Here is a 22,355-nt window from a genome sequence, read left to right as displayed (position 1 = left end):
ATGACTCTTTTTTTACTACTTTTGCCTTAATGAGCGATGAATTTTATATAAACCGTTGTATTGATTTAGCAGCATTAGCTTTGGGGAATGTTAGTCCGAACCCAATGGTTGGCTGTGTTATTGTTGTAGACGGCAAAATTATTGGAGAAGGATATCACCAGGAATATGGAAAATCGCACGCCGAACCCAATGCCATTAAAGCTGTATTTGATACACATGGCAATGAGGCCGAAAATCTATTGAAAAAGGCTACCGCTTACGTTAACCTGGAGCCTTGCGCGCATTTTGGCAAAACACCGCCCTGTGCCGATTTATTGGTAAAACACAGGCTAAAGAAAGTGGTTATTGGCAATAGAGACCCTTTTTCAGGTGTTGACGGTAAAGGGATCGAGAAACTTAAAAATGCAGGAATTGAGGTGGTGAGTGGGATTTTAGATGATGAATGCCGCAATTTTAACAGAAGATTTTTTACGAGGATACAAAAACAGAGGCCATATATCATTTTAAAATGGGCCGAAACCGTGAATGGTTATTTCGCAACAAAGGATGGTCACCAGAAATGGATCAGTGGAGCTTTGGCTAAACGTTTGGCACATCAATGGCGTAGCGAGGAAGATGCAATCCTGATCGGCAAACAAACTGCCATAATGGATAACCCACAGTTAACTTCACGAGAATGGCCGGGTAAAAACCCGATCCGTTTGGTAATCGATAAAAGCCTTCAGGTGCCAGTAACGAACCACATCTTTAATTCAGAGGCAAAAACCATTATCTTCAATGAGGTTAAAACTGATGTAATTGACAATATCCATTATATCCAGATGGAAGATATGCACTTTTATTTAGCGCAAAAAATCGCTTTTCAGCTTTACCTCATGGATATACAATCGGTCATTATTGAGGGGGGCGCTAATATTTTAAATCAATTTTTAAGTACTAACCTATGGGATGAAGCGCGTATTTTTACTTCATCTACCAGTTGGAGCGATGGGATTTCTTCTCCAAAAATTAATGGCAATCTGGAGGAAACAGTGCAAATCGGAAATGACAAACTTTCTATCTATCTAAACGACATCAAATAAATGATTTACATTATTTTAAGCATTTGCTGCAGTGTTACCGTAGCCGTTTTATTAAAGCTGGCTAAACGGTACCAAATCAGTATTATTCAAGCCGTTACCGTCAATTACTTTGCTGCATTAAGTTTATGTTTTGTTTTTTTTAAGCCTGATGTTAAACTGATCACATCTGCTGCACCATGGCCTATTTATATTACGCTGGCTATTCTATTGCCGTCGATATTTTTATTCCTTGCCGCATCAGTAAAAAACCTTGGCATCGTTAAAACCGACATTGCCCAACGTTTGTCACTATTTATTCCGATACTGGCTGCTTATTTTATCTTTAAAGAAGATTTTAATAACCTAAAAATTATTGGCCTGTCCATTGGTTTTGTGGCTATTTTCTTCACTTTTCTTAGAAAATCAGATCATCAAGAAGCCAGTAAACAAGGTCTAATTTACCCTGTGATGGTTTTCGTCGGTTTTGGCGTAATCGATGTACTTTTTAAACAAATTGCATTATATAAAGAATTGTCTTATACCACCTCGCTTTTTGCTGTTTTTTGCCTGGCATTTATTGTTTCGTTACTTATTGTAATTTCGATGGTAATGGCTGGTAAAATAAAAATACAACTGGTAAATGTGGCGTGTGGATTCATTTTAGGCTTCTTCAATTTTGGGAATATCTTTTTTTACATGAAAGCGCATAAAGCATTGGCAGAAAATCCATCTACCGTTTTTGCCGCTATGAATTTAGGGGTAATTATTGCAGGTACCTTAATTGGGGTAATCGCATTTAAAGAAAAGTTGAGCAGATTAAATTACGCAGGTATAATTTTGGCGATTGTAGCCGTTATCTTCATTACACTGTCGCAAAATGCTGTTCGATGATTCTTATAAAACCATCGAAAGTACTTCAGAAGGTATATTTCGAGATAAGGGAAGCAAGTTTATGGCCTATGCCTACCCAATCCGCAGTGAGGATGAAGTAAAACCACTTATCGCCAATCTACGTGCAGAACATACCAAAGCGAGGCATTTTTGTTATGCTTATCGTCTCACGCCCGATCGATCTGTTTTTAGGGCTAACGATGATGGTGAACCTTCGGGCACAGCGGGCAGGCCGATTCTGAACTGTTTATTATCAGAAGATCTAACCAATATCCTAATTGTTGTTGTACGTTATTTTGGAGGTACATTATTAGGTGTTCCTGGTTTAATTAATGCGTATAAATCTGCTAGTATAGCATCAATTAAGATGTCTACCATTATTAGCAAAACAGTTAACGATGTTTATGAAGTGCATTTCGAATATCTGCAAATGAACGAGGTGATGAAGTTAAGCAAAGAAGAAAATCTGCAGATCTTAGGCCAGCAATTTGATACAGACTGCATATTGAAATTTGAAGTGAGAAAAGCACAACTCAATCAGGTTTTAAGTAAATTTGATAAAATTGAAGGTGTTAAATTAAAATACCTGCAAACTGTTTAATAAAAACGCTGATAATATAATAAGCAAGTATAACTATGTTCGTCAGCGAAACTTGCAGATCAATACAAACCAAATATGAAAATATCCGAAAGCGACTTAATCATCAATCCTGATGGCAGCATATACCACCTGAACCTTTTGCCTGGGGATATTGCCGATACGATAATTACCGTTGGCGATCCTGACCGCGTTGGCGAGGTAAGCAAATATTTCGATAAAATAGAATTAAAAAAAGGTAAGCGCGAATTTATTACCCACACTGGTTATGTAGGCAAAAAACGTGTCACCGTGCTCTCAACAGGTATTGGGACGGATAACATTGATATCGTTTTTAATGAGTTAGATGCACTTGTTAATATTAATTTTGAAACCCGTGAAATTAAAACAGCGCTTACCTCATTAAATATTATCAGAGTGGGTACTTCTGGTGCTGTTCAACCAGATATTCCGATGGGAACCATTTTAGCTTCGTCTTATGGCTTGGGAATGGATGCTTTAATGAATTATTATCTCCAACAATTATCTGGTGATGAACAGCTTTTAATGGATGATATTAAGGCTTATTTTGGTCACCTTAAAAATATTAACCCCTATTTAACGGCTGCAAGTGAAACACTATTAAATACCATTGGTAAAGATATGGCCAAAGGTATAACCATCACTGCACCTGGCTTTTATGCGCCACAGGGTAGAATTGTGCGTGCAAAAAATGCAGTTCCCGATTTTATCGGCCTGATCAATAGTTTTAAAAGCAATCAATATCGCATTACCAATCTGGAAATGGAAACCGCAGGAATTTATGCTTTGGCCAAAGTTTTAGGTCACAACGCAATTTCGATAAACGCGATTTTAGCCAGCCGTGTAAAATTCGAATTTAGCAAAGAACCAAACAAAATTGTAGAACAAGCAATAAAAATGGTGTTGGAAAGGATTTAACCCTAAATCGCTATTGCTAGGCACTAAGCAATCTTAAAGCGATGGTTTAACATCGAAAAAAAAGATTTTACTAATAGATCTCTTCACTATGTTTTACTTCGGTCTAGATAACGATCGCAGCGTAATAAAAAAGGCCCGAAATTTCGGGCCTTTTTTATGCGTTTTACTATATTGTTGGTATGGTCTCTTTAACCAGTTCGTTTCCGTCAGCATCTAAATAAGTACAGGTCATTTCGTCCAGATCGGTAACCCATTTCTCTACTCCCGCATCCGCTGCCTGTTTGCAAAATGTAAAATAATCTGTTCCACCTTTTTGGTGTATTTTCAACGCGTGTGCGAGTTTATCAGATGATGATTCTGTATTAACTATCAGCGTTGGGTACGCATCAGGACTCACCTGTTGAGCATTATCCTCATCATCAAAATAAATCGATAAGCCGTTTGATACATAAACATCATTACGCTTAACACCCATTTCCTTAATTTCTTTTATAAAATGAGGAAAATCTGCACCAGTTTTAATTTTTGATTCTGCTGCCCGGATGTTTTCGATCGTAAACATAATTTATCTGTTTAATGAAACTTTGTAAATTGTTGTTTGCGTGTACAGGTCATCCGGTCTTAAAATGGTACTAGGAAATGTCGGAATATTAATGGCATTTGGATGGTGTTGTGTTTCTACACAAAAGGCACCATAACTATCATAATCTTTTCCATCCTTACCGTTCTTTACCCCTAAATACTTCGCTGTGTACAAATGGGCTACCGGTTCTGTAGTGTATACGCTTAGAACTAAACCGCTTTCATCCTCAATTGTTTTACTGGCCAGCGATAAATCGCCATAAATCTTATCTAAAACGAACGTTTGATCATAGCCTTCATCTTCATTCCAATCCTGCCCTATTTTTTTGATTTGGTAAAATCCAAAGGTGTACCCTCAACAGGAATTAATGTACCAGTTACCGAATAATTATCATCTTGCTCCAAATAGTTTGAAGCGAAAATCTGCTGTTTATGGTTTTTGATATTTCCGCCTCCGGGTGCCAGATTAAAATAACTATGGTGTGTTAAATTTATGGCTGTAGCTTTATCTGTTTCTGCTTCATAACTTAAAATCAATTCATCATTTTCAGTCAGTTCGAAAGTTAAATCAATAACCAGGTTTCCAGGAAAATTTTCCTCGCCGTCTACGCTTTCATATTGCAGGGTAACCGAAGGTTGTGCCCCATCATTAATTTCAACAATATCCCAAACTTTTTTGTCAAAGCCTACTATACCACCATGCAGCGTGTCGGTACCAGCATTTTGTGCCAACTGATAGGTTTCATCATCAATAATGAGTCTTCCATTTTTAATGCGATTGGCATATCGGCCAATTATAGCACCAAAATAAGGGTAGTTTGCTAAATATGCTGGATTGAGGTATTCGTCAAATGTATCGAAGCCAAGAACGATATCCTGCTTTTCACCTTTGGCATTCTTAACTATAAATTTGTTGATAATTGTACCATAATTAAATATTTTGACATAAGTGCCTTTGCTATTGGTTAGTTCGATTGCGATAACTTCTTCGCCATCAATAATTTTTCCGGTGGGTATTTGCTGAATGCTCATAAATTGTAACTTAGGGCTTTTGTTTCCTAAACAAACATACTATTATTAATGCTTTTTATAAATATATTTTAGCCAAATGAACATTAACCTACGGGAAAAATTTGCCGAGCAATACCATAAAAAAGCTGATGCCATTTATTTTACACCTGGCCGGGTTAACCTCATTGGAGAGCATATTGACTATAATGGTGGTTTGGTTATGCCCTGTGCCATCTCCTTAGGAACATGGGTAGCCATTGCCCCGAATAACGATGGCAGATTTAGGTTTAAAAGTTTAAACTTCGATGCTCAAACAGCAGTACCAAGCAATACCATAAACGAAAAAGATGGTAGCCTTTGGGCGAATTACCCCATTGGTGTAATCAACGAATTTATAAAAGATGGTAAGGAAATTAACGGCTTAGATTTTCTCTTCTACGGAAACATTCCAATCGGATCAGGTCTTTCTTCTTCAGCTTCTATAGAAATAGCCACTGCTTATGCACTGAATACCTATTTTAATCTGGGTTACGATAAATTGGCGCTTGTTAAAATCGCTAAACGCGTTGAGAATGATTTTATCGGTCTAAATTCGGGCATTATGGACCAGTTTGCAGTTACTTTTGGAGAAAAAGATAAAGCCATTGTTTTAGATTGTGAAACCTTAAAATACAAAATGGTTGATATTGACCTTGGCAATTATGTGCTGGCGATCATCAATACGAATAAGTCGCGCGAATTATCCGATTCTAAATATAATGAGCGCGTTGCAGAATGTCAAACAGCATTAAAACTATTAAACGAAGAAATAAGCCTTCATTACCTTTGCGAATTAACCGCTGAGAAATTTGCCCTGCACAGTCATGTAATAACCGATAAAACTATTTTAAACCGTGCTACACATGTCGTTAAAGAGAATGACAGGGTTCATTTAGCGGCTAAAGCATTAAATGGAGGAGACTTAACAGCGTTTGGCCGTTTGATGTATGCCTCTCATGAATCTTTGCGAACATTATACGAAGTAAGTGGAAAGGAACTGGATACGATAGTTGATTTTTGCGCTGGGTATAATCATGTAATCGGTGCGCGGATGACGGGTGCCGGATTTGGTGGTTGTGCAATAGCTTTGTTAGAGAAAGGCTTTGAAGAAGACTTTGCAAAACATTTAACTGATTATTATGTAGAAAAGATTGGCTATCCTGCTGCAATCTACGTTAGCGAAATTGGCAGCGGCCCGTATTTAATAACAGATTAACACCCCTAGCCTACTGTTTAGGTAAGAATAAACATAGATTCGAGATGTAATGTAATCGGTGTAATCCCTGCATCTCTGTAATCACTTTAAAAATAATGAGAAAATTAAAATTAGACGAATTAAACCGTCCTGATATTGAAGCTTTTAAAACACAGGAAAAACTACCTGTTGTAGTGGTTTTGGATAATGTTCGCAGTATGCACAATGTAGGCTCGGTTTTCCGTACCGCAGATGGCTTTGCTTTAGAAAAAGTAATACTTTGTGGTATAACCGCCCAACCACCGCACCGTGAGATTGAAAAAACAGCATTAGGCGCTACACAATCTGTTGATTGGATACATTATACAGATACGTTACAGGCTGTTGACGCCTTAAGAGCTTTAGGTTATGAAATCGTTGCTATTGAGCAAGCAGAAAATAGTACCATGTTAAACACTTTTCAGCCCGATCCAAACAAAAAATATGCATTGATTTTTGGAAATGAGGTTGATGGTGTGAGCGATGAGGTAATGGCCAAAATTGATGAATGTATCGAAATCCCTCAGTTTGGAACTAAACATTCTTTTAATATTGTGATTTCTGCTGGTATCGTTTTTTGGGATTTCTTTGCTAAATTAAGGTTGTAACTTAACCAGCTTTTTTTATCAAGGAGAGCACAGAGAACACCGCGTTTTTTTGCAATATCATCTTCTGGCCTCGGATCTCAGACTATTTATTAAATGGAAAATTTATTCTTAAAAAAACTTCAGGTAAAACCTGGTAATGTGATTAAGGTAGTTAATGCTCCTGAGAAAGCGGGTGCTATATTTGGTGATATCCCTTTGGATATTGTAATAAAATATAATGAAGAAGCTGTTTTTAATGTATTGATCGCTTTCACCATAAACAAAGATCAGCTCGATAAGCAGATTAAAAATAATCTTAAATATATTGATGCCAAGACTATTATCTGGATATTCTACCCGAAGAAAACATCAAATATCAAATCCGATCTTGATCTAATGAAAAGCTGGGAAGAACTGGATGTTTTTGGTTTAACACCATGTGCATCGGCAGCAGTAAACGAAACCTGGACAGCCTTACGGCTGAAGCGCATCACAGAAGTTAAGCCATCTGGAATGCGGAACGATCACATTAAAACCAACGAGTTTGGTGAATATATAGATCCGGTGAATAAAACCGTTAAAGTCCCTGAAGATTTAAAAACCCTTTTGGAAAGCCATCCTAAAGCATTAGATTACTTTAATCAACTCGCTTACACCAACAGGAAAGAATACGTACTTTGGCTTTTATCTGCAAAACAGGAAAAGACGCGTATAAGCAGGCTCGCAAAAACACTAGAGATGTTATTGAGTAATAAGAAAAATCCGTCAGACAAGTAGAATTTAAACTACTACATTAAAGTTATTTTAAAATTTTTGTATAGAATACTATACAAAAACCAACACGATTTCAGTTGTATGGTAATATTTTTGTGAAATTAATTTACCCTCCTAATCTTCTGATAATATGCTATTTGTAAGAAAAATAATGCTTTTGGCAGGGTTTTTTCTTAGTCTATGCAAAACAGTATGATATAAAAACTGTTAAGAGACTAATATTTACAAAATAGAAAAACATGAATACAAAAATTACTAAATCAACAATGTTGATTGCTTTATTAGGTTTATCATCACAATTATTTGCACAGGAAACGCCAACTACTACAACTGGTTCTAGGTTTGGAGAAAAATCTTTTCGTACCTGGAGCGTAGGTGTACATGGAGGCATACTTTCTCCTAATACTATTTTCGGTTCTGGAAGTGTTACAGCAAAAGAATTTAAAAGTATCGGTTACGGAGTAAATGTTAGAAAACAAATTTTACCATCTTTAGGCTTGCAGGCTGACTTTTTAAGAGGCGATATCAAATCAACCAACGGAACTACTGATTTTCAACAGAGTGTTCAGTGGTCTGGCGCCTTAACTGCTGTTTTTAACGTTGCTAATATCAATATTAATAACGAAAATGCAATTTTAATCCCCTACTTAAAAGGTGGTGCAGGTTATATGTCGTCTGATTACAGTACAAGCGGTGCAATTGTTAGCGAAAGTAAAGGCAGAGAAGGTTGGTTTATTCCAGTGGGTGCCGGTGTTAAATTAGGCGTTGCGAAAGGAATAAATATTGATTTGGGTTATGACGTTAACTTCATTAAATCTCCTGAATCATTACCGAAAAGTAGATTTGCCTATGCGCATGCTGGTGTAGAATTTGCATTAGGCAGTAAAGACAAACCTCAATTGCAAAACTATAGCTCATTAGCAAACTTACGCAAAGAAAGTGCTGAAGAAAGTGCTGAATTAAGAAGAGCACTATCAACTGCTGAGCAAAATGCACAACGTGATAGAGAACAATATGCTAAAGATTTGGGTGATGATGATAATGATGGTGTAGCAAACAAATTTGATAAATGCCCTGGAACTGCATCGGGTACAGTTGTTGATGGTTCTGGTTGCCCAATCAAAGTTCAACGCGAAATTATTAAAGAAACCAAAGTAATTACCGAGGCTGACCGTAAAGTGGTTAGAGATGCAATTTCTAACTTAGAGTTCGATTTAGGTAAATCGACTATCCGTTCTAAATCGTATGCTACTTTAAATCGCGTTGCTGGTTTATTGGTAGAGAAAAACTTTAGCTTAAAATTAGCTGGTCATACTGATAATACTGGTAGCAGAGAGTTAAACTTACGTTTATCTAAAGACAGAGCCGAATCGGTAAAAGCTTATTTAGTATCTCAAGGTGCAAATGCATCAAGAATCGAAGCTACAGGTTACGGACCTGACCAACCAATTGCAACCAACAAAACTGCAGCTGGCCGTCAGCAAAACCGTCGTGTAGAGTTTACTTTATACTAACCGGAATTAACGGTTAACAGAAAAGCTCCTCAGATTTAATTCTGAGGAGCTTTTTTTGTTGTTGCGTCATGCAGAGCTCGTTTCAGCATCTATCATGCTATAGTATTGACAATTGCTAAAAGATCCTGAAACAAGTTCAGGAGGACGATTCTATGGGCGATTGTGTTATTAAGACAATCCCTTTTTATTCTTATAAGTCATTTTGGCTTTAGTACCTGCGCTATAATTGTAGTTTTTTAGGTTACTGGCTTTCTTTTCGTGAAAAGCAGCACCGCGTTCAGAAGTTTCATCTTCTTCAGCACCCTTCTTTTTCTTAGGTTTAGCAGCAGCATCAACCACTTTTAAATCTTCAGGCAACTCCATTAGCACTAATTTCTGGCCAATAGCCTGCTCAATTTTTTTCACCTCAATCAATTCAATATCGGTAGAAAAAGTAATGGCTACCACATCTTCATCGCCATGTTTAACAATGCGCTGAATTAATGTTTCTTTCTGCTCAGGCAACTCGAAGTGCAGGATAAAAGGAATTCCTTCAATATTGAGTTCGCCTAAATTCTCATTAGCTACAATTAAAACTCTTGCCTCAGGGTTATCTTTAAAGTCTTCAATATCGTCATAGCCTTTATCATCAAAAAACAAAGAGCGGTAAATGCTAATCTCACCTTCTTTATGCTGATTAAAGTTTTTATAAACTGTTTGTGCAGTTAAACGTGTATTTACAAAAACCACAACTTTATCAAAAACCTCTGTATCTTTTAATAATAAGGTTAATAGGTTAAGCTTTGTTCTGAAATTAGGCAACTGATAAAGCATCTGTTGATAAACTTCTGCCTGCTTTTCGCCTATTTCATCTACTTCGATGGTCGCAGCAGAATCTTTCATAAATGGCGAAATCATGTGGTTCAATTTTTCGTGCATTACCTCGGTAAACACCACATGCTGAGATTTATAAGCACTGTTAGCCAATTCTACAACTGGTAGCTGCAGGCCTTTTTTAACAATAAGCTCAGCATTATCTACTATAAACAATTGTATTTTGTTGGTGTTTAACGCTAATTTAAGGTACAGGGCACGGGCACGGTCTGGTACAGCAACGATAATATCACAGCCATCTGTAATTTCATTCATTTGCGTATCAATAGTGCCACGGCTATCAATTCCTAAAATCCTGAATGTGCTGTTCCGGTTTAATAATTTAAATTGTTCCAGAACATGATCCACATGCTCTGCATCTGGTACTAAAATTAATGCCCTTGGTGCTTCCTCAAAAGCGTATTTCAACTTCATTAAAGTAGCTAAAACGTAAGTTGTTGTTTTTCCCGAACCCTCTGGTCCCACCGCTATAACATCTTGTCCACCTAAAATGCGCGACATTGTTCTGGCTTGGATTTCTTTTGGGGTTAAAAATCCTGCATCAGTCATGGCCGCTACAAGTGGTTTGCTAAGTTTTAATTTATCTAAAGACACAATTACTATTTTAATGTTTGAATTGCAAATATCCTTAAAATAATTAGCTTTTCTGAAATTCAATTTAAAGCCTTGAGAAACAGATGTTGCCGTACATGACTACAATAGCTCCATTATGTGCCGTTAAACTGAATAAAATTGAGTTTGTTCTTATCCCGTTTATCTAGTTCGGGTCTGTATTCCTAATAAAGCAGTGGATTATATAAAAATTATTTTGCTGAAAATGAATAGGTTAAAATATTTTATAAAATAAATACTACTAAATCTATAGATATTATATACTTATTTCTATATTTGCTCAACATTAATCAATAACAAAATATGTTGAACAATTAAAACGTTAAAATCATGTCGATTTATTTTCAATATCCAGCTATAGATGAATATCCGAAACTCATTTATCCGTTACAAACGGAAACAGATGAGCCTTCGTTTGCAAAGGATGAAGATAGCTTAAATAAAGATCAGATTTTAGAACTAAGCGATTATTTAACATTAAAGCAATTATAAAAACATGGCCAGTTGACCGATAGGAAGGTTAGAGTTTCATAAACTCTCTATAATGGTTCGAATCCATTACTAGGCCGCAAAGTGTATCTCATAGCACTTTACCCTGATTCTGCTCAATCAGGCAAGATTTGGTTATCTTATATTTGTTTTGTTGTTAGCAAAGGCTACCCGCGATGGGTAGCCTTTACCTTTTTACACAGATGCCCTCATCCTGAGCACAGCTAAGCATCTCAATCAAATATCCTACCTTTTTGATTATGTTAAAAAAACTGCATATAATGAATAGATTCTTCGCAGCGCTCAGCATTGACAAAAACTTTTTTTCAAAATCTCAAAACATTTTATATCATACGCGGTTATCTATATAATTCACATTATACTAATCTTTTACAGATTAATTTGTTTGGTTTAAAAAGGGATTTATGGATATAAGTCCCTTTTCTTTTATGCAAATATTTAAAATCATATCTTAGTCTGATTGATATTACATTTATACTTTAGATGAACAGAAAACATTTCCTTTCTTCGTTTATTGCAGCCACAACTGTACTTCCCATTTTTAAAACATTTGCCAATACGGTTGAAAGTGAAACTTCATCATTTAAAATCCCTCCATATTTACAGCCTGGTGATAGCATTGGAATTACAAGTCCTGCAGGTTACATCACTCAGGAACAGATCCAGCCTTCGCTTTTACAGATGCAAAGCTGGGGATTTACCATAAAAGTTGGCAATACCATTGGTAAACGCGATTTTACCTATGGCGGAACAGACGACGAGCGATTAGCTGATTTTCAGCAAATGCTCGACGACCCCACCATTAAAGCTATTATGTGTGCCCGTGGCGGATATGGTTTTGTACGGATAATTGATAAATTAGATTTCTCATCCTTTAAAAGGAGGCCCAAATGGATTATCGGCTTTAGTGATATCACCGTGTTACATTGCCACCTGGCCAAAAATTATGGCATTGCCTCTATCCACTCCAAAATGTGTAATAGTTTTCCTGATGATTGGAGTAAAGCCGAACCCATACAGATTGAAACAATTTTATCTATAAAAAATGCTTTGGTCGGTGAGCAAATGGGCTACACAGCCCCTATCAACATTAATAACAGGCAAGGAAAGGTTGATGGTATTTTGGTTGGTGGAAACCTGAGTATTATCGAAACTTTGGCTGGTAGCAAATCCGATTTAGATACAAAAGACAAAATCCTCTTCATCGAAGATACTGGCGAATACCTCTACAGCATTGACAGAATGTTGTGGAATTTAAAACGCAGCGGTAAACTGAAAAAGCTTAAGGGCTTAATCGTTGGTGGTTTTAAGGTTAAACCTGACGATGAAGGAGAAGAATTCGGCAAAACCATTTACGATAGCATTTTAGAAAAAGTAAAGGAATACAATTATCCTGTAGCTTTCGATTTCCCAGTGGGCCACCAACGAAATAATTTTGCTTTAAAATGTGGCATAAACCATACCTTAATTGTTAACGAAACTGGCTCGGTATTACGAACGGTTTAACATCCACCATTATTCTATATGCGACCATCACCCTGAATTTATTTCAGGGTCTTTATTGCAGGAAAGATGCTGACCACGTAGTAGCTACAAGACAATTGAAAACACTATTTCTACTTGTAAAATAAATTCAGCACGACGATGTCTTTAATGTGAAATCCAGCTAACATAAGATGCCTAAAGTGGTCCAAAAAAACAGACAAACTACAATTTGTATTAAAATATAAATTTTGAGTGATCTCAAAGTTTTAAGCGTTCGTCCCAGCATTTCCTCCTTTGGTCTCAATTGTAAAAACCTGGCCTTAACCGGATATATTTTTGTGTTCAATAGTTCTATAGACACAAAATTTATTCGCCATGCGCAGATACATCAAATATATTGTCGTACTCATTTTGCTTGTAGCGCCTTATACAATCAAAGCTCAGGATATTCCACAAGTTTGGGATCTAAAAACTGCTATCGAGTATGCCAAAGAAAAAAACATCAGCATCAATACCTTAAAGCTGAATTCTCAAACGGCAGAGCAAAATTTAATCGCTTCAAAAGCAGCTGTACTCCCAAATTTATCTGGAAATGTTTCCCAAGCCATTACCAATTATAAATCGGGTTTACAAAACACCAGTGGTTTTGGCTTAAGTTCGGATATGACGCTGTACAATGGAAGTTATTTAAAAAATGACATCAAGGCTAAAGAACTCAGCTTACAGACCGCAAATCTATCAGTAGAAGCGGCCAAAAACGACATTACCATCTCCATCACCCAGGCTTATCTGAATATTTTATTGGCCAGAGAAAACATCACCTATTTAAAAGATCTGTTGACCACCAGCGAGGCTCAGGTTAAACAATCAGAACAACAATATAAGTTTGGAACCATTGCCAAAAAAGATTTGTTGCAGTTACAGGCTACTTACGCCAATGATAAATATACTTTGGTTACCGCACAAAATACTTTACAGCAAAATATTTTAACCTTAAAACAACTGTTGCAGTTGCCTACGGCTGCCCCTTTTGAAGTAAGTACAACAGATACGGTTGCAGTAGCCCCGGTACTGGATAATTTAGCTTCGGCACAAGATCAGGCACTGCGTACCCGTCCGGAAATTAAAAGCGGAGAATTGAATATACAGCTCCAAACCACCGAACTGGCGAAAGCAAAATCGACCTTACGCCCAACGCTGAGTTTAGGGGGATCGCTAAATACAGGTTATAACAACAACAATATCGGCGGTTACGGCTATCAGTTAAACAATAGTTTTTACCAAAACTTAGGTTTAACACTCTCAATTCCGATTTTTGATAGAAAAGTAACCAAAACAAATGTTGCCAAGGCTAATATTGGCATTGAGCAGGCCCGTTTATCGCTTTTAGATGCCAAAACAACACTGACCCAAAATGTAGAACGTGCTTACATCAATGTACAGAACGCTAACAGCCAGTATGCTGCTGCACAAGAGCAGTTTAACTATACCAGCGAGGCTTTACGCATTTCGAATGCGGCTTTAAAAGAAGGCACCAACAATATTGTAGAAAACCTGCAACAGAAAAATTTATACGTACAGGCTTTACAGGCCTTTGTTCAGGCTAAATATACAGCAAGCCTTTATACCAAGATCTATAATTTTTATACAGGAGTTCCTATTACTAACTAAAATACATGATGATGGCTACCGCCTAGTCTACTTAATATTTGAATCATGAAAAAGAAAACAATATTTATTATCATCGGTATCGCGGTTGCATTATTTGCGGTTTGGTACTTCGCTTTACGCAAAAAAGAACAGGTGGTTGTTCTCGAAACCGAAAGACCTAAAATGGGTTATATCTCCGAAAACGTTACGGCCACAGGAAAGGTGCAACCGGTTGATACGGTAGCTGTAGGTACTCAGGTATCAGGAACCATCAAAACACTATATGCAGATTTTAACTCGAAGGTAAAAAAAGGACAGCTATTGGCCGAACTTGATAAAACTTTATTTGAGGCCACTGTAAATCAATATCAGGCAAACTTAGTCAGTGCGCAGAGTGCATTGGTTTACCAACAGGGCAATTTCAGCCGTCAAAGTAATTTGTATAAAGTTGGTGCGGTAAGTAAAGCAGATTACGACAACGCGTTGTATACTTACAATGCCTCAAAAGCATCGGTTAACAGCATTAAGGCTCAACTTGCTTCTGCTCAAAAGAACCTATCACTCGCTAGTATTTATTCTCCAATTGATGGAACAGTACTCTCTAGAAGTGTAAGTGAAGGAACAACCGTAGCGGCGAGCTTTAGTACACCAACCATCTTCAGTATTGCAAAAGACTTGACCAAAATGCAGGTGGAAGCATCTGTAGATGAGGCAGATGTAGGCGATATCTCGAAAGGTGAAAGAGCAACATTTACCGTTGATGCCTTTTTAAACGATACTTTTAAAGGCACCATACAAGAAATCAGGTTAAGTCCATCTATTTCTTCAAATGTGGTTACCTATAAAACCATCATTAATACTTCAAATGATGGGAATAAGTTAAAACCTGGTATGACAGCAAACATCACCATCTTCACCAAAGAGGTTAACAATGCTTTGCTCATCCCTACAAAGGCTATAAAATTCGCTCCAGATTCAACTTTAGCTGGTAAATATCAAATGACCTGGGTTAATCGCGATAGGAAACCAGCTGGAGCTGACGAAGCTTATGTTTGGGTGCAAAAAAATTCAAAAGAACTGGTACAAAAAAAGATTAAAACCGGTATAAACGACAATACTCATGTTGAAGTTTTATCAGGATTAGCGGCAGCAGACGTTGTCGTTACAGGTTCACAAAGCATGGGTAAAAGTCAGGCGGCAGCACAAGGCCAATCTAGTCCTTTTATGCCAAAACGCCCAGGCGGTAATAGAAGAAGATAATGGAACAGAAGATATTAGATATACACGATTTAAAACGTGAGTTTGTAATGGGCGATCAAACCGTTAGGGCTTTGAAAGGAATCACTTTCGATATCAAAGCCGGTGAATTTGTAACCATTATGGGCAGTAGTGGCTCGGGTAAAACTACGCTTTTAAATATATTGGGCTGTTTAGATAAACCTACAGAAGGCAGTTATCTACTTGATGGTGTAGATGTTAAAGGTTTAAATCGTAATGAACTGGCGGGGTTGCGGAATACCAAGATCGGCTTTGTTTTCCAGGCTTATAACCTGTTGCCCAGAACATCGGCGTTGGAAAACGTAGAGCTACCCTTATTTTACAATAAAACCATCACGGCCGAAGAACGCAAAGAAAGGGCCATAAAATCGCTCGAATCGGTAAAACTTGCCGAGCGTTTTGATCATACCCCTAGTCAGCTTTCTGGCGGTCAGCAACAGCGTGTGGCCATTGCCAGGGCGCTGGTTAATCACCCTGTGATGATTTTGGCCGATGAGGCAACAGGAAACCTGGATACCCGCACCTCTTATGAGATTATGGCTTTGATGCAGGAACTGAATGCGGAAGGAAAAACCATCGTTTTTGTAACACATGAACCTGATATTGCAGCTTTTAGTACCAGAACCATTATGCTTAGGGACGGAAAAATCCAAAAGGACAGCATTAACCAAAATCAACGTTCGGCCAAAGAGGCACTTGCCAATTTACCAGAATCTGACGATTACTAATTTGAGAAGATCATGAGCATTATAAATTTATTAAAGATCGCCTTTAGGGCATTAAAAAGGAATAAGCTACGTGCTTTTTTAACCATGCTCGGTATCATTATTGGGGTGGCGGCGGTAATTGCCATGATGGCCATTGGTGAGGGTTCGAAACAAAGTATCAGGTCTTCATTATCAGGAATGGGCTCTAACATGATTACCATTATGCCCCAAAGCAATGAACCTGGTGGTGTGCGTTTGCAGGGAAGCAGCATCCAAACCTTAAAACTAGAAGATATTACTGCCATTAAAAATCTGCAATCCAAAAATATAAACGGTTTATCGCCTGTGGTTTCTACTAACGGACAGGCCATTAAAGGTGGTTATAACTGGCCAACTACCATTGCTGGGGTGAGTCCAGATTATTTGAACATCCGTCAACTAAAACTTCAGGATGGTATTCTTTTCTCTGAAAATGATGTAAAAAGCTTTGCTAAAGTTTGTCTTTTAGGTAAAACAGTTATCGATAATCTATTTCCTGATGGAAGTAATCCAATTGGTCAGATTATACGTTTTAAAAATATTCCTTTCCAGGTAATCGGTGTTTTAGTGCCTAAGGGACAAAGTAACTTCGGACAGGATCAGGACGATATTATCCTCGCTCCTTATACTACTGTACAAAAAAGGATTACTGCAACCAATTATCTACAGAGTATTTATGCTTCCGCAACAACTGAGGCTTCGAGCGCAGCTGCCACAACCGAAATATCGGAAGCTATAAGAGAAAGCCACAGGTTAACTCCAGCAGAAACAGATGATTTCCAGGTACGTACACAGGCCGAATTAATCAGCACCATCAGTTCTACCAGTAGTATGCTAACCGTTCTTTTAACCGCTATTGCAGGCATTTCACTATTTATTGGTGGTATTGGGATTATGAATATTATGTATGTTTCGGTTACCGAGCGTACCCGTGAAATCGGTCTGCGTATGTCTATCGGTGCCCGTGGACAAGATGTTTTGATGCAATTTTTAATAGAGGCCATTTTAATCAGCATTACTGGCGGAATTATAGGTGTAGTTTTGGGTGTGAGTTCAGCGTACCTCATCTCCTATTTCTTAAACTGGCCAATTTTAATTGCTGAATCTTCAATTATTATTTCCTTTGTTGTATGTGCCATTACTGGTGTTTTCTTCGGCTATTACCCAGCAAAAAAAGCATCTAATTTAGATCCTATCGATGCATTAAGGTATGAGTAGCATTAAGTATCCAAACAAAAGTTTCGTTATCCCCACGCAGGCGGGAGATTTTAAAACATTTCGCATTTACTTTGAAATAAATTCAGCATGACGAAACACATTAAAAAACATAATAAATAATAACTTAGCGATGCAAAGCGCCAAAGAAAAAATAATGACAATTAATTTCTCCAAAAAGTGGATAAAAATTACCCTACACATTCTTGTATGGGTGGTTTTGATCACTTTGCCCTATATTATTAATGTTAACCGAAGCCGTCCTCCCCACCCAATAAGCAGTTATGATGAAAACCAGTTCCTTCGATTAAATTTCATCAGTTACTTTTATTGGATTGCTATATTTTATTTAAATAATAAAGTTTTAATTCCATCATTTTTCTATAAAAAGAAATATTTGTGGTACGGCCTATCATTTATTGGCTGTTTACTTTTAGCCATTACCATTCACTCCGTACTATTCAGAATCTTACTGCCCAATTTTGATTTCAACCTTGCCAGAACGCTTTGGTTTAACACACCAACTTTTTTATTAACCATTGCCGCCAGTACCGCTTTTACCATGATCTCAGACCGGATAAGCGAAGAAAAAAGAGCTTTGCAGCGTGAACAGGAGAACATGAAAACCGAACTTTCGTTTTTACGGTCACAGATCAGTCCACACTTTATTTTTAATGTTTTAAACAACATTGTGGCACTGGTAAGATTAAAAAGCAATGAATTGGAGCCAACCGTAATGAAATTATCCGGTTTGATGCAATATATGTTATATGAAACCGACGAAGAAAAGGTCTCCATTAAAACTGAAACCGAATACCTGCAGGCTTATATAGATCTGCAAAAACAGCGTTTCGGCAAAAAAGTAGTCATAGAGACAAATATTGATATTGAAAGTGAGTTTGACGAAATAGAACCCATGTTACTGATCCCATTTATCGAAAATGCCTTTAAACATGGGGTTGGGATGATTGAAAAACCACAGATTTTTGTTGACTTAAAAACAGAAGATGAACTCTTGACGTTTACTGTTCGAAATAAATTTAGCGAAGATGAGAATGAGGTAAAAGATGCCGCATCTGGCATTGGTCTAGCGAACGTAAGCAGACGCTTAAACTTACTTTACGGTAAAGATCATCAACTGGAAATTGAGAAAAAAGATGGCTGGTTTAATGTTTACCTCACTTTAAAATTAACAGCATGATAAAATGTTTAGCCATTGATGATGAGCCATTAGCCCTGCAATTACTGGCTGATAATATTAGCCGTATTCCATTTTTGGAGTTGGTGACCTGCTGCGATGATGCTTTTGCTGCCAATAAAATTATGCAGGAACAATCGGTAGACCTCATTTTTATCGATATCCAGATGCCGGGTATTACCGGTTTACAATTTATCCAGAGTTTGGTTAAAAAGCCAATGGTAATTATTGTAACGGCCTATAAACAATATGCTTTAGATGGTTTCGCGCTCGATGTGGTAGATTATTTAATGAAACCGGTATCGCTCGACCGTTTTATGAAAGCATGTAATAAAGCCAAAGATCTTTACCAACTCAAACAATCAGCAGAACATAACAACCTACCCAAGCAGGATTATATGTTTGTAAATGTGGGCTACAGTTTGGTGAAGATCAATTATAATGAGATTACTTACGTAGAAGGACTCAAAGATTATATCCAGATCCATACTTCAACGAGCCAAAAAGCCGCGGTGGTGCGTATGAGTATGAAAAGTATAGAAGAACAGCTGCCTGCTTATTTCGAGAGGATCCACAAATCATTTATCGTAAATATCAACAAAATAACATCCATTAGAAAAAACGCTTTATTTATAGCGGATAAGGAGCTACCCGTAAGCGATAGCTATAAGCAGGTAATTGAAAAGTTGATTAAATAATTTAATTCGCGCAACACGACCTAATATGCACTAAAAATCCTTATTTCCTTATTCATTAATATTGATTGCTATGCGATAAATTTAGCCTCAGAATGACACCATGTAAGCCTTAAACCGTCTTCACCTCATCCTCGCTATAATCCTTAATATCAGTAATATATCCATTAATTAAAAGAAAATCAAACAATGGCTTGGCTTCTGGTGTAACCGGCATATTGGCTGTGGTAATTACCTGATTGGTCTTTTTATCCAGAAAAGGATAAGCAAATAACCGCACATTCGTATTAAACATATCGTTTACGTAACTCAACAACTGGCCAGAGTAGTTTTCGCCGGTAAAGTTTTTAGAATTGAATACAAATTTTAAGTTATTGATGTTGGTGGCCAGACCAACACTTTTTGGTTTACATCTGGCTAAATATTTTGCAAGACGGTTGTGGCGTGTAAAATTAGAAACAATAACAATGTTTCCGGTATCGCACATTTCCTGGGCACGTTTAGCCACTGCTACTAAATCAATATCATCGGGCGTTTCTTGCGCATCTGTTAAAACATTGGTCGCCAAAACCTCAATCATCACTGCCAGGTTCCCCTCTTCTACCTTATTTGTACGTTTAAACTGATCGGTAGCCTTATTAAACAAGTTAAAGTTAGGTAATGATTTCTGACCATATTTGGTTCTTAAAATCATAATGTCCTTTTTGTACAGAAGATCTTTAGCTTGACGCGGATGTGCATCTGCATCGAAAATTGCTGCCGCCGAGAAATCTTTCATAATCATATACAGATTAAGCAAGATATTATCTATACCTGGAAAAGCAGGCCCTTTAACTGAAATCAGATCGATTTCTACAGAACCTATGGTTAAATTATCGGCTAACGATTCTACCATCAGCTTTGGATCCTGATAATGATAAAAAGCAGCATAAAGTAAGTTTACACCAATAATGCCCAAAACACGTTGTTGCATGTTTACATCGGTATCTAGCAAACGTACGTGGAAAAAGATTTCATTAGGCAAACCTCCTGGCTCGCTTTGGAAACGGATTCCAACCCAACCGTGAGGTTCGTTTGTACGCTTGTAATTTAGCGTAGTTACGGTATCGGCAAAGGCGAAAAAGGTACGACTTTCATATTTCTCGCCTGATAAACGCTCATTAAGTAAGCCAAACTCATGATCGAGCATCTGTAAAAGCCTGTTCTGACTAACGTAACGACCGTTGGTTTCTGCTCCGTAGATGGCATCACTAAAAGTCATATCGTAAGCCGACATGGTTTTGGCTACTGTTCCAGATGCTGCCCCAGCATTAAAAAAGTTTCGTGAAACTTCTTGCCCTGCTCCAATTTCGGCAAAAGTACCATAAATTCTTGGGTCAAGGTTTATTTTAAGTGCCTTACGCTTTGTATCCAGAATTTCTCTCTCCATGCCGCAAAAGTACAAAAAATTGAGGTTAAGCTAATTTTAAGAATGTAACTTAAAATCGATCTAAATACTGCATTCCCAAACGTCATCCTGAATTTATTTCAGGGTCTACTTTGCAAGAAAGATGCTAACCACGAAGTAGCTACAAGGCAATTGAAAACACTATTTCTACTTGTAAAATAAATTCAGCACGGCGACCTGGATGTAATGTAAAAAAATAAGGTTAATGCCATCCAGCATTAACCTTATAAACCTAAACTTAAACCATTATGAAACCTGCATCAACTCTCTATCGCAGCTACATCAAATTCACCTGATGCAAGCTTCATAAACTTTGAAAAAACTAAACTATTATGAAAAATCCTCTCTCGAGAAAATCTTTATTACGATACTACAATTTCTTTATGCTGTAATTTAGCATCGTCTTTTTTGCTGATATTGATCGATAAAATACCGTCTTTGTATTCAGCAGTAATATTATCACCATCGGCACTATCAGGTAAATTAAATGATCTAGCAAATGAGCTATAATCAAATTCTTTACGTGTAAAATCTTTAGCTACCTGGGTTTCGTCTTTTTTAACTTCTGCCCAAACAGAAAGTGTGTCTTTTTTTAAATTGATCTGAAAATCTTCTTTCTTCAAACCTGGAGCAGCTAACTCAATTACATATGCAGCTTCATTTTCATAAATGTTCACATTTGGCGATTTATCAACCATTTTGTTTTTAGTTACTGCATCGCTAAACAATGAATCGAAAACATTGTTAAAGTAAGGAGCTGTGTTACGGGTTCTGTTGTTAAAATTTACTAGTGTCATATCGCTTATTCTTTATTTTTTTAATTTTTAAATTGATAATACACCATATTCAACTTGCATACCAAATCAAATATTTATGATTTTTAAGACATTTTGGCAAAATAAATCCAAATCAAAAGACAAATTGGCAGAAATAAGGGGTTTTTCAGACAAATTCAACTATAAAACCAATATTCATTTGCGTTTTATTGATTTTGATATGATGGGTCATGTAAACAATTCAATCTACTTTACCTATCTAGAAATTGCCAGAACAAAATACTGGGAAGAAATTATAAAATGGGATTGGAAGAAAACAGGAGTCGTAATTGCCCACGCAGAACTGGATTATATTCTACCTATAGTAATGAATGATAAAATCGCTATTCATGTAAAAACATCGAGGATTGGTACTACAAGTTTCGACCTGGACTACCAGATTGTTAAGATAAAAGGAACAGAAGAGATCATCTGCAGTAAAGGAAAAACGGTTTGCATTGCGGTTGATTACGCCACAGGCAAACCAACTGCTATCCCAGAAGAGGAAAAGCAAAAAATGCTGGGTTTTGAACAGTTAGAACAATAAAATAGCCGTCATGCTGAACTTGTTTCAGCATCTATATAAAGACCCTGAAACAAG

General features: G+C 37.1%; 21 protein-coding genes and 1 pseudogene. 17 read left to right on the top strand and 5 right to left on the bottom strand.

Annotation, left to right across the window (positions count from 1 at the left end):
• Nucleotides 1–29 precede the first annotated feature (29 nt).
• The 4 genes from ribD to H9N25_RS09320 all read left to right on the top strand — a co-directional run bounded on the left by ribD (nt 30) and on the right by H9N25_RS09320 (nt 3,489).
• Complete coding sequence (ribD, locus tag H9N25_RS09335; protein ID WP_190328703.1) at nt 30–1,082, top strand: bifunctional diaminohydroxyphosphoribosylaminopyrimidine deaminase/5-amino-6-(5-phosphoribosylamino)uracil reductase RibD; 1,053 nt, start codon at nt 30–32, stop codon at nt 1,080–1,082.
• Nucleotides 1,083–1,952, top strand: coding sequence for a DMT family transporter (locus H9N25_RS09330; protein WP_190328702.1), 870 nt, complete (start codon nt 1,083–1,085; stop codon nt 1,950–1,952).
• Nucleotides 1,939–2,553: an IMPACT family protein gene (locus tag H9N25_RS09325; RefSeq protein ID WP_190328701.1), complete on the top strand. Its 615-nt coding sequence runs from the start codon at nt 1,939–1,941 to the stop codon at nt 2,551–2,553. The genes H9N25_RS09330 and H9N25_RS09325 overlap by 14 nt, the downstream gene beginning before the upstream one ends.
• Nucleotides 2,554–2,628: 75 nt before the next feature.
• Complete coding sequence (locus H9N25_RS09320) at nt 2,629–3,489, top strand: nucleoside phosphorylase (protein ID WP_190328700.1); 861 nt, start codon at nt 2,629–2,631, stop codon at nt 3,487–3,489.
• 166 nt (nt 3,490–3,655) lie between these two features.
• On the opposite strand, the gene H9N25_RS09315 is transcribed toward H9N25_RS09320, so the two are convergent.
• The gene (locus tag H9N25_RS09315) at nt 3,656–4,051 is read right to left on the bottom strand and encodes a DUF1398 domain-containing protein (protein ID WP_190328699.1); all 396 of its coding nucleotides are present in this window, start codon (nt 4,049–4,051) and stop codon (nt 3,656–3,658) included.
• Nucleotides 4,052–4,054: 3 nt separating this feature from the next.
• A pseudogene (locus H9N25_RS09310) lies at nt 4,055–5,103 on the bottom strand (aldose epimerase family protein).
• A 76-nt stretch (nt 5,104–5,179) separates the two neighbouring features.
• On the opposite strand from H9N25_RS09310, the gene H9N25_RS09305 reads away from it, so the two are divergent.
• From H9N25_RS09305 to H9N25_RS09290, 4 genes are all read left to right on the top strand, one after another.
• Nucleotides 5,180–6,337: a galactokinase gene (locus H9N25_RS09305; RefSeq protein ID WP_190328698.1), complete on the top strand. Its 1,158-nt coding sequence runs from the start codon at nt 5,180–5,182 to the stop codon at nt 6,335–6,337.
• A 95-nt stretch (nt 6,338–6,432) separates the two neighbouring features.
• Nucleotides 6,433–6,963 carry an RNA methyltransferase gene (locus H9N25_RS09300; RefSeq protein WP_190328697.1) on the top strand — a complete coding sequence of 177 codons (531 nt, stop codon included), beginning with the start codon at nt 6,433–6,435 and terminating at the stop codon, nt 6,961–6,963.
• A gap of 93 nt (nt 6,964–7,056) precedes the next feature.
• A complete protein-coding gene (locus tag H9N25_RS09295) occupies nt 7,057–7,719 on the top strand; it encodes a YdeI/OmpD-associated family protein (RefSeq protein ID WP_190328696.1) in 663 nt (220 codons plus the stop codon).
• A 236-nt stretch (nt 7,720–7,955) separates the two neighbouring features.
• Nucleotides 7,956–9,230, top strand: a complete 1,275-nt coding sequence (locus tag H9N25_RS09290) for an OmpA family protein (RefSeq protein ID WP_190328695.1) — start codon at nt 7,956–7,958, stop codon at nt 9,228–9,230.
• Between the two features lie 168 nt (nt 9,231–9,398).
• On the opposite strand, the gene H9N25_RS09285 is transcribed toward H9N25_RS09290, so the two are convergent.
• Nucleotides 9,399–10,697, bottom strand: coding sequence for a DEAD/DEAH box helicase (locus H9N25_RS09285; protein WP_190328694.1), 1,299 nt, complete (start codon nt 10,695–10,697; stop codon nt 9,399–9,401).
• A 348-nt stretch (nt 10,698–11,045) separates the two neighbouring features.
• On the opposite strand from H9N25_RS09285, the gene H9N25_RS09280 reads away from it, so the two are divergent.
• From H9N25_RS09280 to H9N25_RS09245, 8 genes are all read left to right on the top strand, one after another.
• Nucleotides 11,046–11,207 carry a hypothetical protein gene (locus H9N25_RS09280; protein ID WP_167294429.1) on the top strand — a complete coding sequence of 54 codons (162 nt, stop codon included), beginning with the start codon at nt 11,046–11,048 and terminating at the stop codon, nt 11,205–11,207.
• Between the two features lie 501 nt (nt 11,208–11,708).
• Complete coding sequence (locus H9N25_RS09275; protein WP_190328693.1) at nt 11,709–12,731, top strand: S66 peptidase family protein; 1,023 nt, start codon at nt 11,709–11,711, stop codon at nt 12,729–12,731.
• A 354-nt stretch (nt 12,732–13,085) separates the two neighbouring features.
• Nucleotides 13,086–14,381: a TolC family protein gene (locus H9N25_RS09270; RefSeq protein WP_190328692.1), complete on the top strand. Its 1,296-nt coding sequence runs from the start codon at nt 13,086–13,088 to the stop codon at nt 14,379–14,381.
• Between the two features lie 45 nt (nt 14,382–14,426).
• Entirely contained in the window at nt 14,427–15,620 is a 1,194-nt protein-coding gene (locus H9N25_RS09265; protein ID WP_190328691.1) for an efflux RND transporter periplasmic adaptor subunit, read from the top strand.
• Complete coding sequence (locus tag H9N25_RS09260; RefSeq protein ID WP_208398898.1) at nt 15,620–16,366, top strand: ABC transporter ATP-binding protein; 747 nt, start codon at nt 15,620–15,622, stop codon at nt 16,364–16,366. Before H9N25_RS09265 ends, H9N25_RS09260 begins: the two co-directional genes overlap by 1 nt.
• Before the next feature lie 12 nt (nt 16,367–16,378).
• Nucleotides 16,379–17,602 carry an ABC transporter permease gene (locus H9N25_RS09255; protein ID WP_167294425.1) on the top strand — a complete coding sequence of 408 codons (1,224 nt, stop codon included), beginning with the start codon at nt 16,379–16,381 and terminating at the stop codon, nt 17,600–17,602.
• 154 nt (nt 17,603–17,756) lie between these two features.
• The gene (locus tag H9N25_RS09250; RefSeq protein ID WP_190328690.1) at nt 17,757–18,800 is read left to right on the top strand and encodes a sensor histidine kinase; all 1,044 of its coding nucleotides are present in this window, start codon (nt 17,757–17,759) and stop codon (nt 18,798–18,800) included.
• Entirely contained in the window at nt 18,797–19,495 is a 699-nt protein-coding gene (locus H9N25_RS09245) for a LytR/AlgR family response regulator transcription factor (protein WP_190328689.1), read from the top strand. Before H9N25_RS09250 ends, H9N25_RS09245 begins: the two co-directional genes overlap by 4 nt.
• A 109-nt stretch (nt 19,496–19,604) precedes the next feature.
• Here H9N25_RS09245 and H9N25_RS09240 read toward each other — a convergent pair whose 3' ends face one another.
• Both H9N25_RS09240 and H9N25_RS09235 read right to left on the bottom strand, forming a co-directional pair.
• Nucleotides 19,605–20,921, bottom strand: a complete 1,317-nt coding sequence (locus tag H9N25_RS09240) for a nicotinamide mononucleotide adenylyltransferase (RefSeq protein WP_167294422.1) — start codon at nt 20,919–20,921, stop codon at nt 19,605–19,607.
• A 380-nt stretch (nt 20,922–21,301) separates the two neighbouring features.
• Nucleotides 21,302–21,736 (bottom strand): Hsp20/alpha crystallin family protein, encoded by a 435-nt coding sequence (locus tag H9N25_RS09235; RefSeq protein ID WP_057933057.1) that lies wholly within the window; start codon nt 21,734–21,736, stop codon nt 21,302–21,304.
• 76 nt (nt 21,737–21,812) lie between these two features.
• Between H9N25_RS09235 and H9N25_RS09230 the strand changes: the two genes are divergently transcribed.
• Entirely contained in the window at nt 21,813–22,301 is a 489-nt protein-coding gene (locus H9N25_RS09230; protein WP_190328688.1) for an acyl-CoA thioesterase, read from the top strand.
• Nucleotides 22,302–22,355 lie beyond the last annotated feature (54 nt).

It is taken from the genome of Pedobacter riviphilus, assembly GCF_014692875.1.
Classification (GTDB): domain Bacteria; phylum Bacteroidota; class Bacteroidia; order Sphingobacteriales; family Sphingobacteriaceae; genus Pedobacter; species Pedobacter riviphilus.
This window is presented reverse-complemented; position numbering and strand designations above follow the sequence as displayed.

Excerpts from the sequence above, each read along its gene's own strand:
- H9N25_RS09325 (WP_190328701.1), top strand. The coding sequence starts at position 1,939 with ATGCTGTTCGATGATTCTTATAAAACCATCGAAAGTACTTCAGAAGGT.
- H9N25_RS09320 (WP_190328700.1), top strand. The coding sequence starts at position 2,629 with ATGAAAATATCCGAAAGCGACTTAATCATCAATCCTGATGGCAGCATA.
- H9N25_RS09270 (WP_190328692.1), top strand. The coding sequence starts at position 13,086 with ATGCGCAGATACATCAAATATATTGTCGTACTCATTTTGCTTGTAGCG.
- H9N25_RS09260 (WP_208398898.1), top strand. The coding sequence starts at position 15,620 with ATGGAACAGAAGATATTAGATATACACGATTTAAAACGTGAGTTTGTA.
- H9N25_RS09230 (WP_190328688.1), top strand. The coding sequence starts at position 21,813 with ATGATTTTTAAGACATTTTGGCAAAATAAATCCAAATCAAAAGACAAA.
- H9N25_RS09245 (WP_190328689.1), top strand. The coding sequence starts at position 18,797 with ATGATAAAATGTTTAGCCATTGATGATGAGCCATTAGCCCTGCAATTA.
- H9N25_RS09235 (WP_057933057.1), bottom strand. The coding sequence starts at position 21,736 with ATGACACTAGTAAATTTTAACAACAGAACCCGTAACACAGCTCCTTAC.
- H9N25_RS09315 (WP_190328699.1), bottom strand. The coding sequence starts at position 4,051 with ATGTTTACGATCGAAAACATCCGGGCAGCAGAATCAAAAATTAAAACT.
- ribD (WP_190328703.1), top strand. The coding sequence starts at position 30 with ATGAGCGATGAATTTTATATAAACCGTTGTATTGATTTAGCAGCATTA.
- H9N25_RS09290 (WP_190328695.1), top strand. The coding sequence starts at position 7,956 with ATGAATACAAAAATTACTAAATCAACAATGTTGATTGCTTTATTAGGT.
- H9N25_RS09275 (WP_190328693.1), top strand. The coding sequence starts at position 11,709 with ATGAACAGAAAACATTTCCTTTCTTCGTTTATTGCAGCCACAACTGTA.
- H9N25_RS09240 (WP_167294422.1), bottom strand. The coding sequence starts at position 20,921 with ATGGAGAGAGAAATTCTGGATACAAAGCGTAAGGCACTTAAAATAAAC.
- H9N25_RS09250 (WP_190328690.1), top strand. The coding sequence starts at position 17,757 with ATGACAATTAATTTCTCCAAAAAGTGGATAAAAATTACCCTACACATT.
- H9N25_RS09330 (WP_190328702.1), top strand. The coding sequence starts at position 1,083 with ATGATTTACATTATTTTAAGCATTTGCTGCAGTGTTACCGTAGCCGTT.
- H9N25_RS09280 (WP_167294429.1), top strand. The coding sequence starts at position 11,046 with ATGTCGATTTATTTTCAATATCCAGCTATAGATGAATATCCGAAACTC.
- H9N25_RS09255 (WP_167294425.1), top strand. The coding sequence starts at position 16,379 with ATGAGCATTATAAATTTATTAAAGATCGCCTTTAGGGCATTAAAAAGG.
- H9N25_RS09265 (WP_190328691.1), top strand. The coding sequence starts at position 14,427 with ATGAAAAAGAAAACAATATTTATTATCATCGGTATCGCGGTTGCATTA.
- H9N25_RS09300 (WP_190328697.1), top strand. The coding sequence starts at position 6,433 with ATGAGAAAATTAAAATTAGACGAATTAAACCGTCCTGATATTGAAGCT.
- H9N25_RS09295 (WP_190328696.1), top strand. The coding sequence starts at position 7,057 with ATGGAAAATTTATTCTTAAAAAAACTTCAGGTAAAACCTGGTAATGTG.
- H9N25_RS09305 (WP_190328698.1), top strand. The coding sequence starts at position 5,180 with ATGAACATTAACCTACGGGAAAAATTTGCCGAGCAATACCATAAAAAA.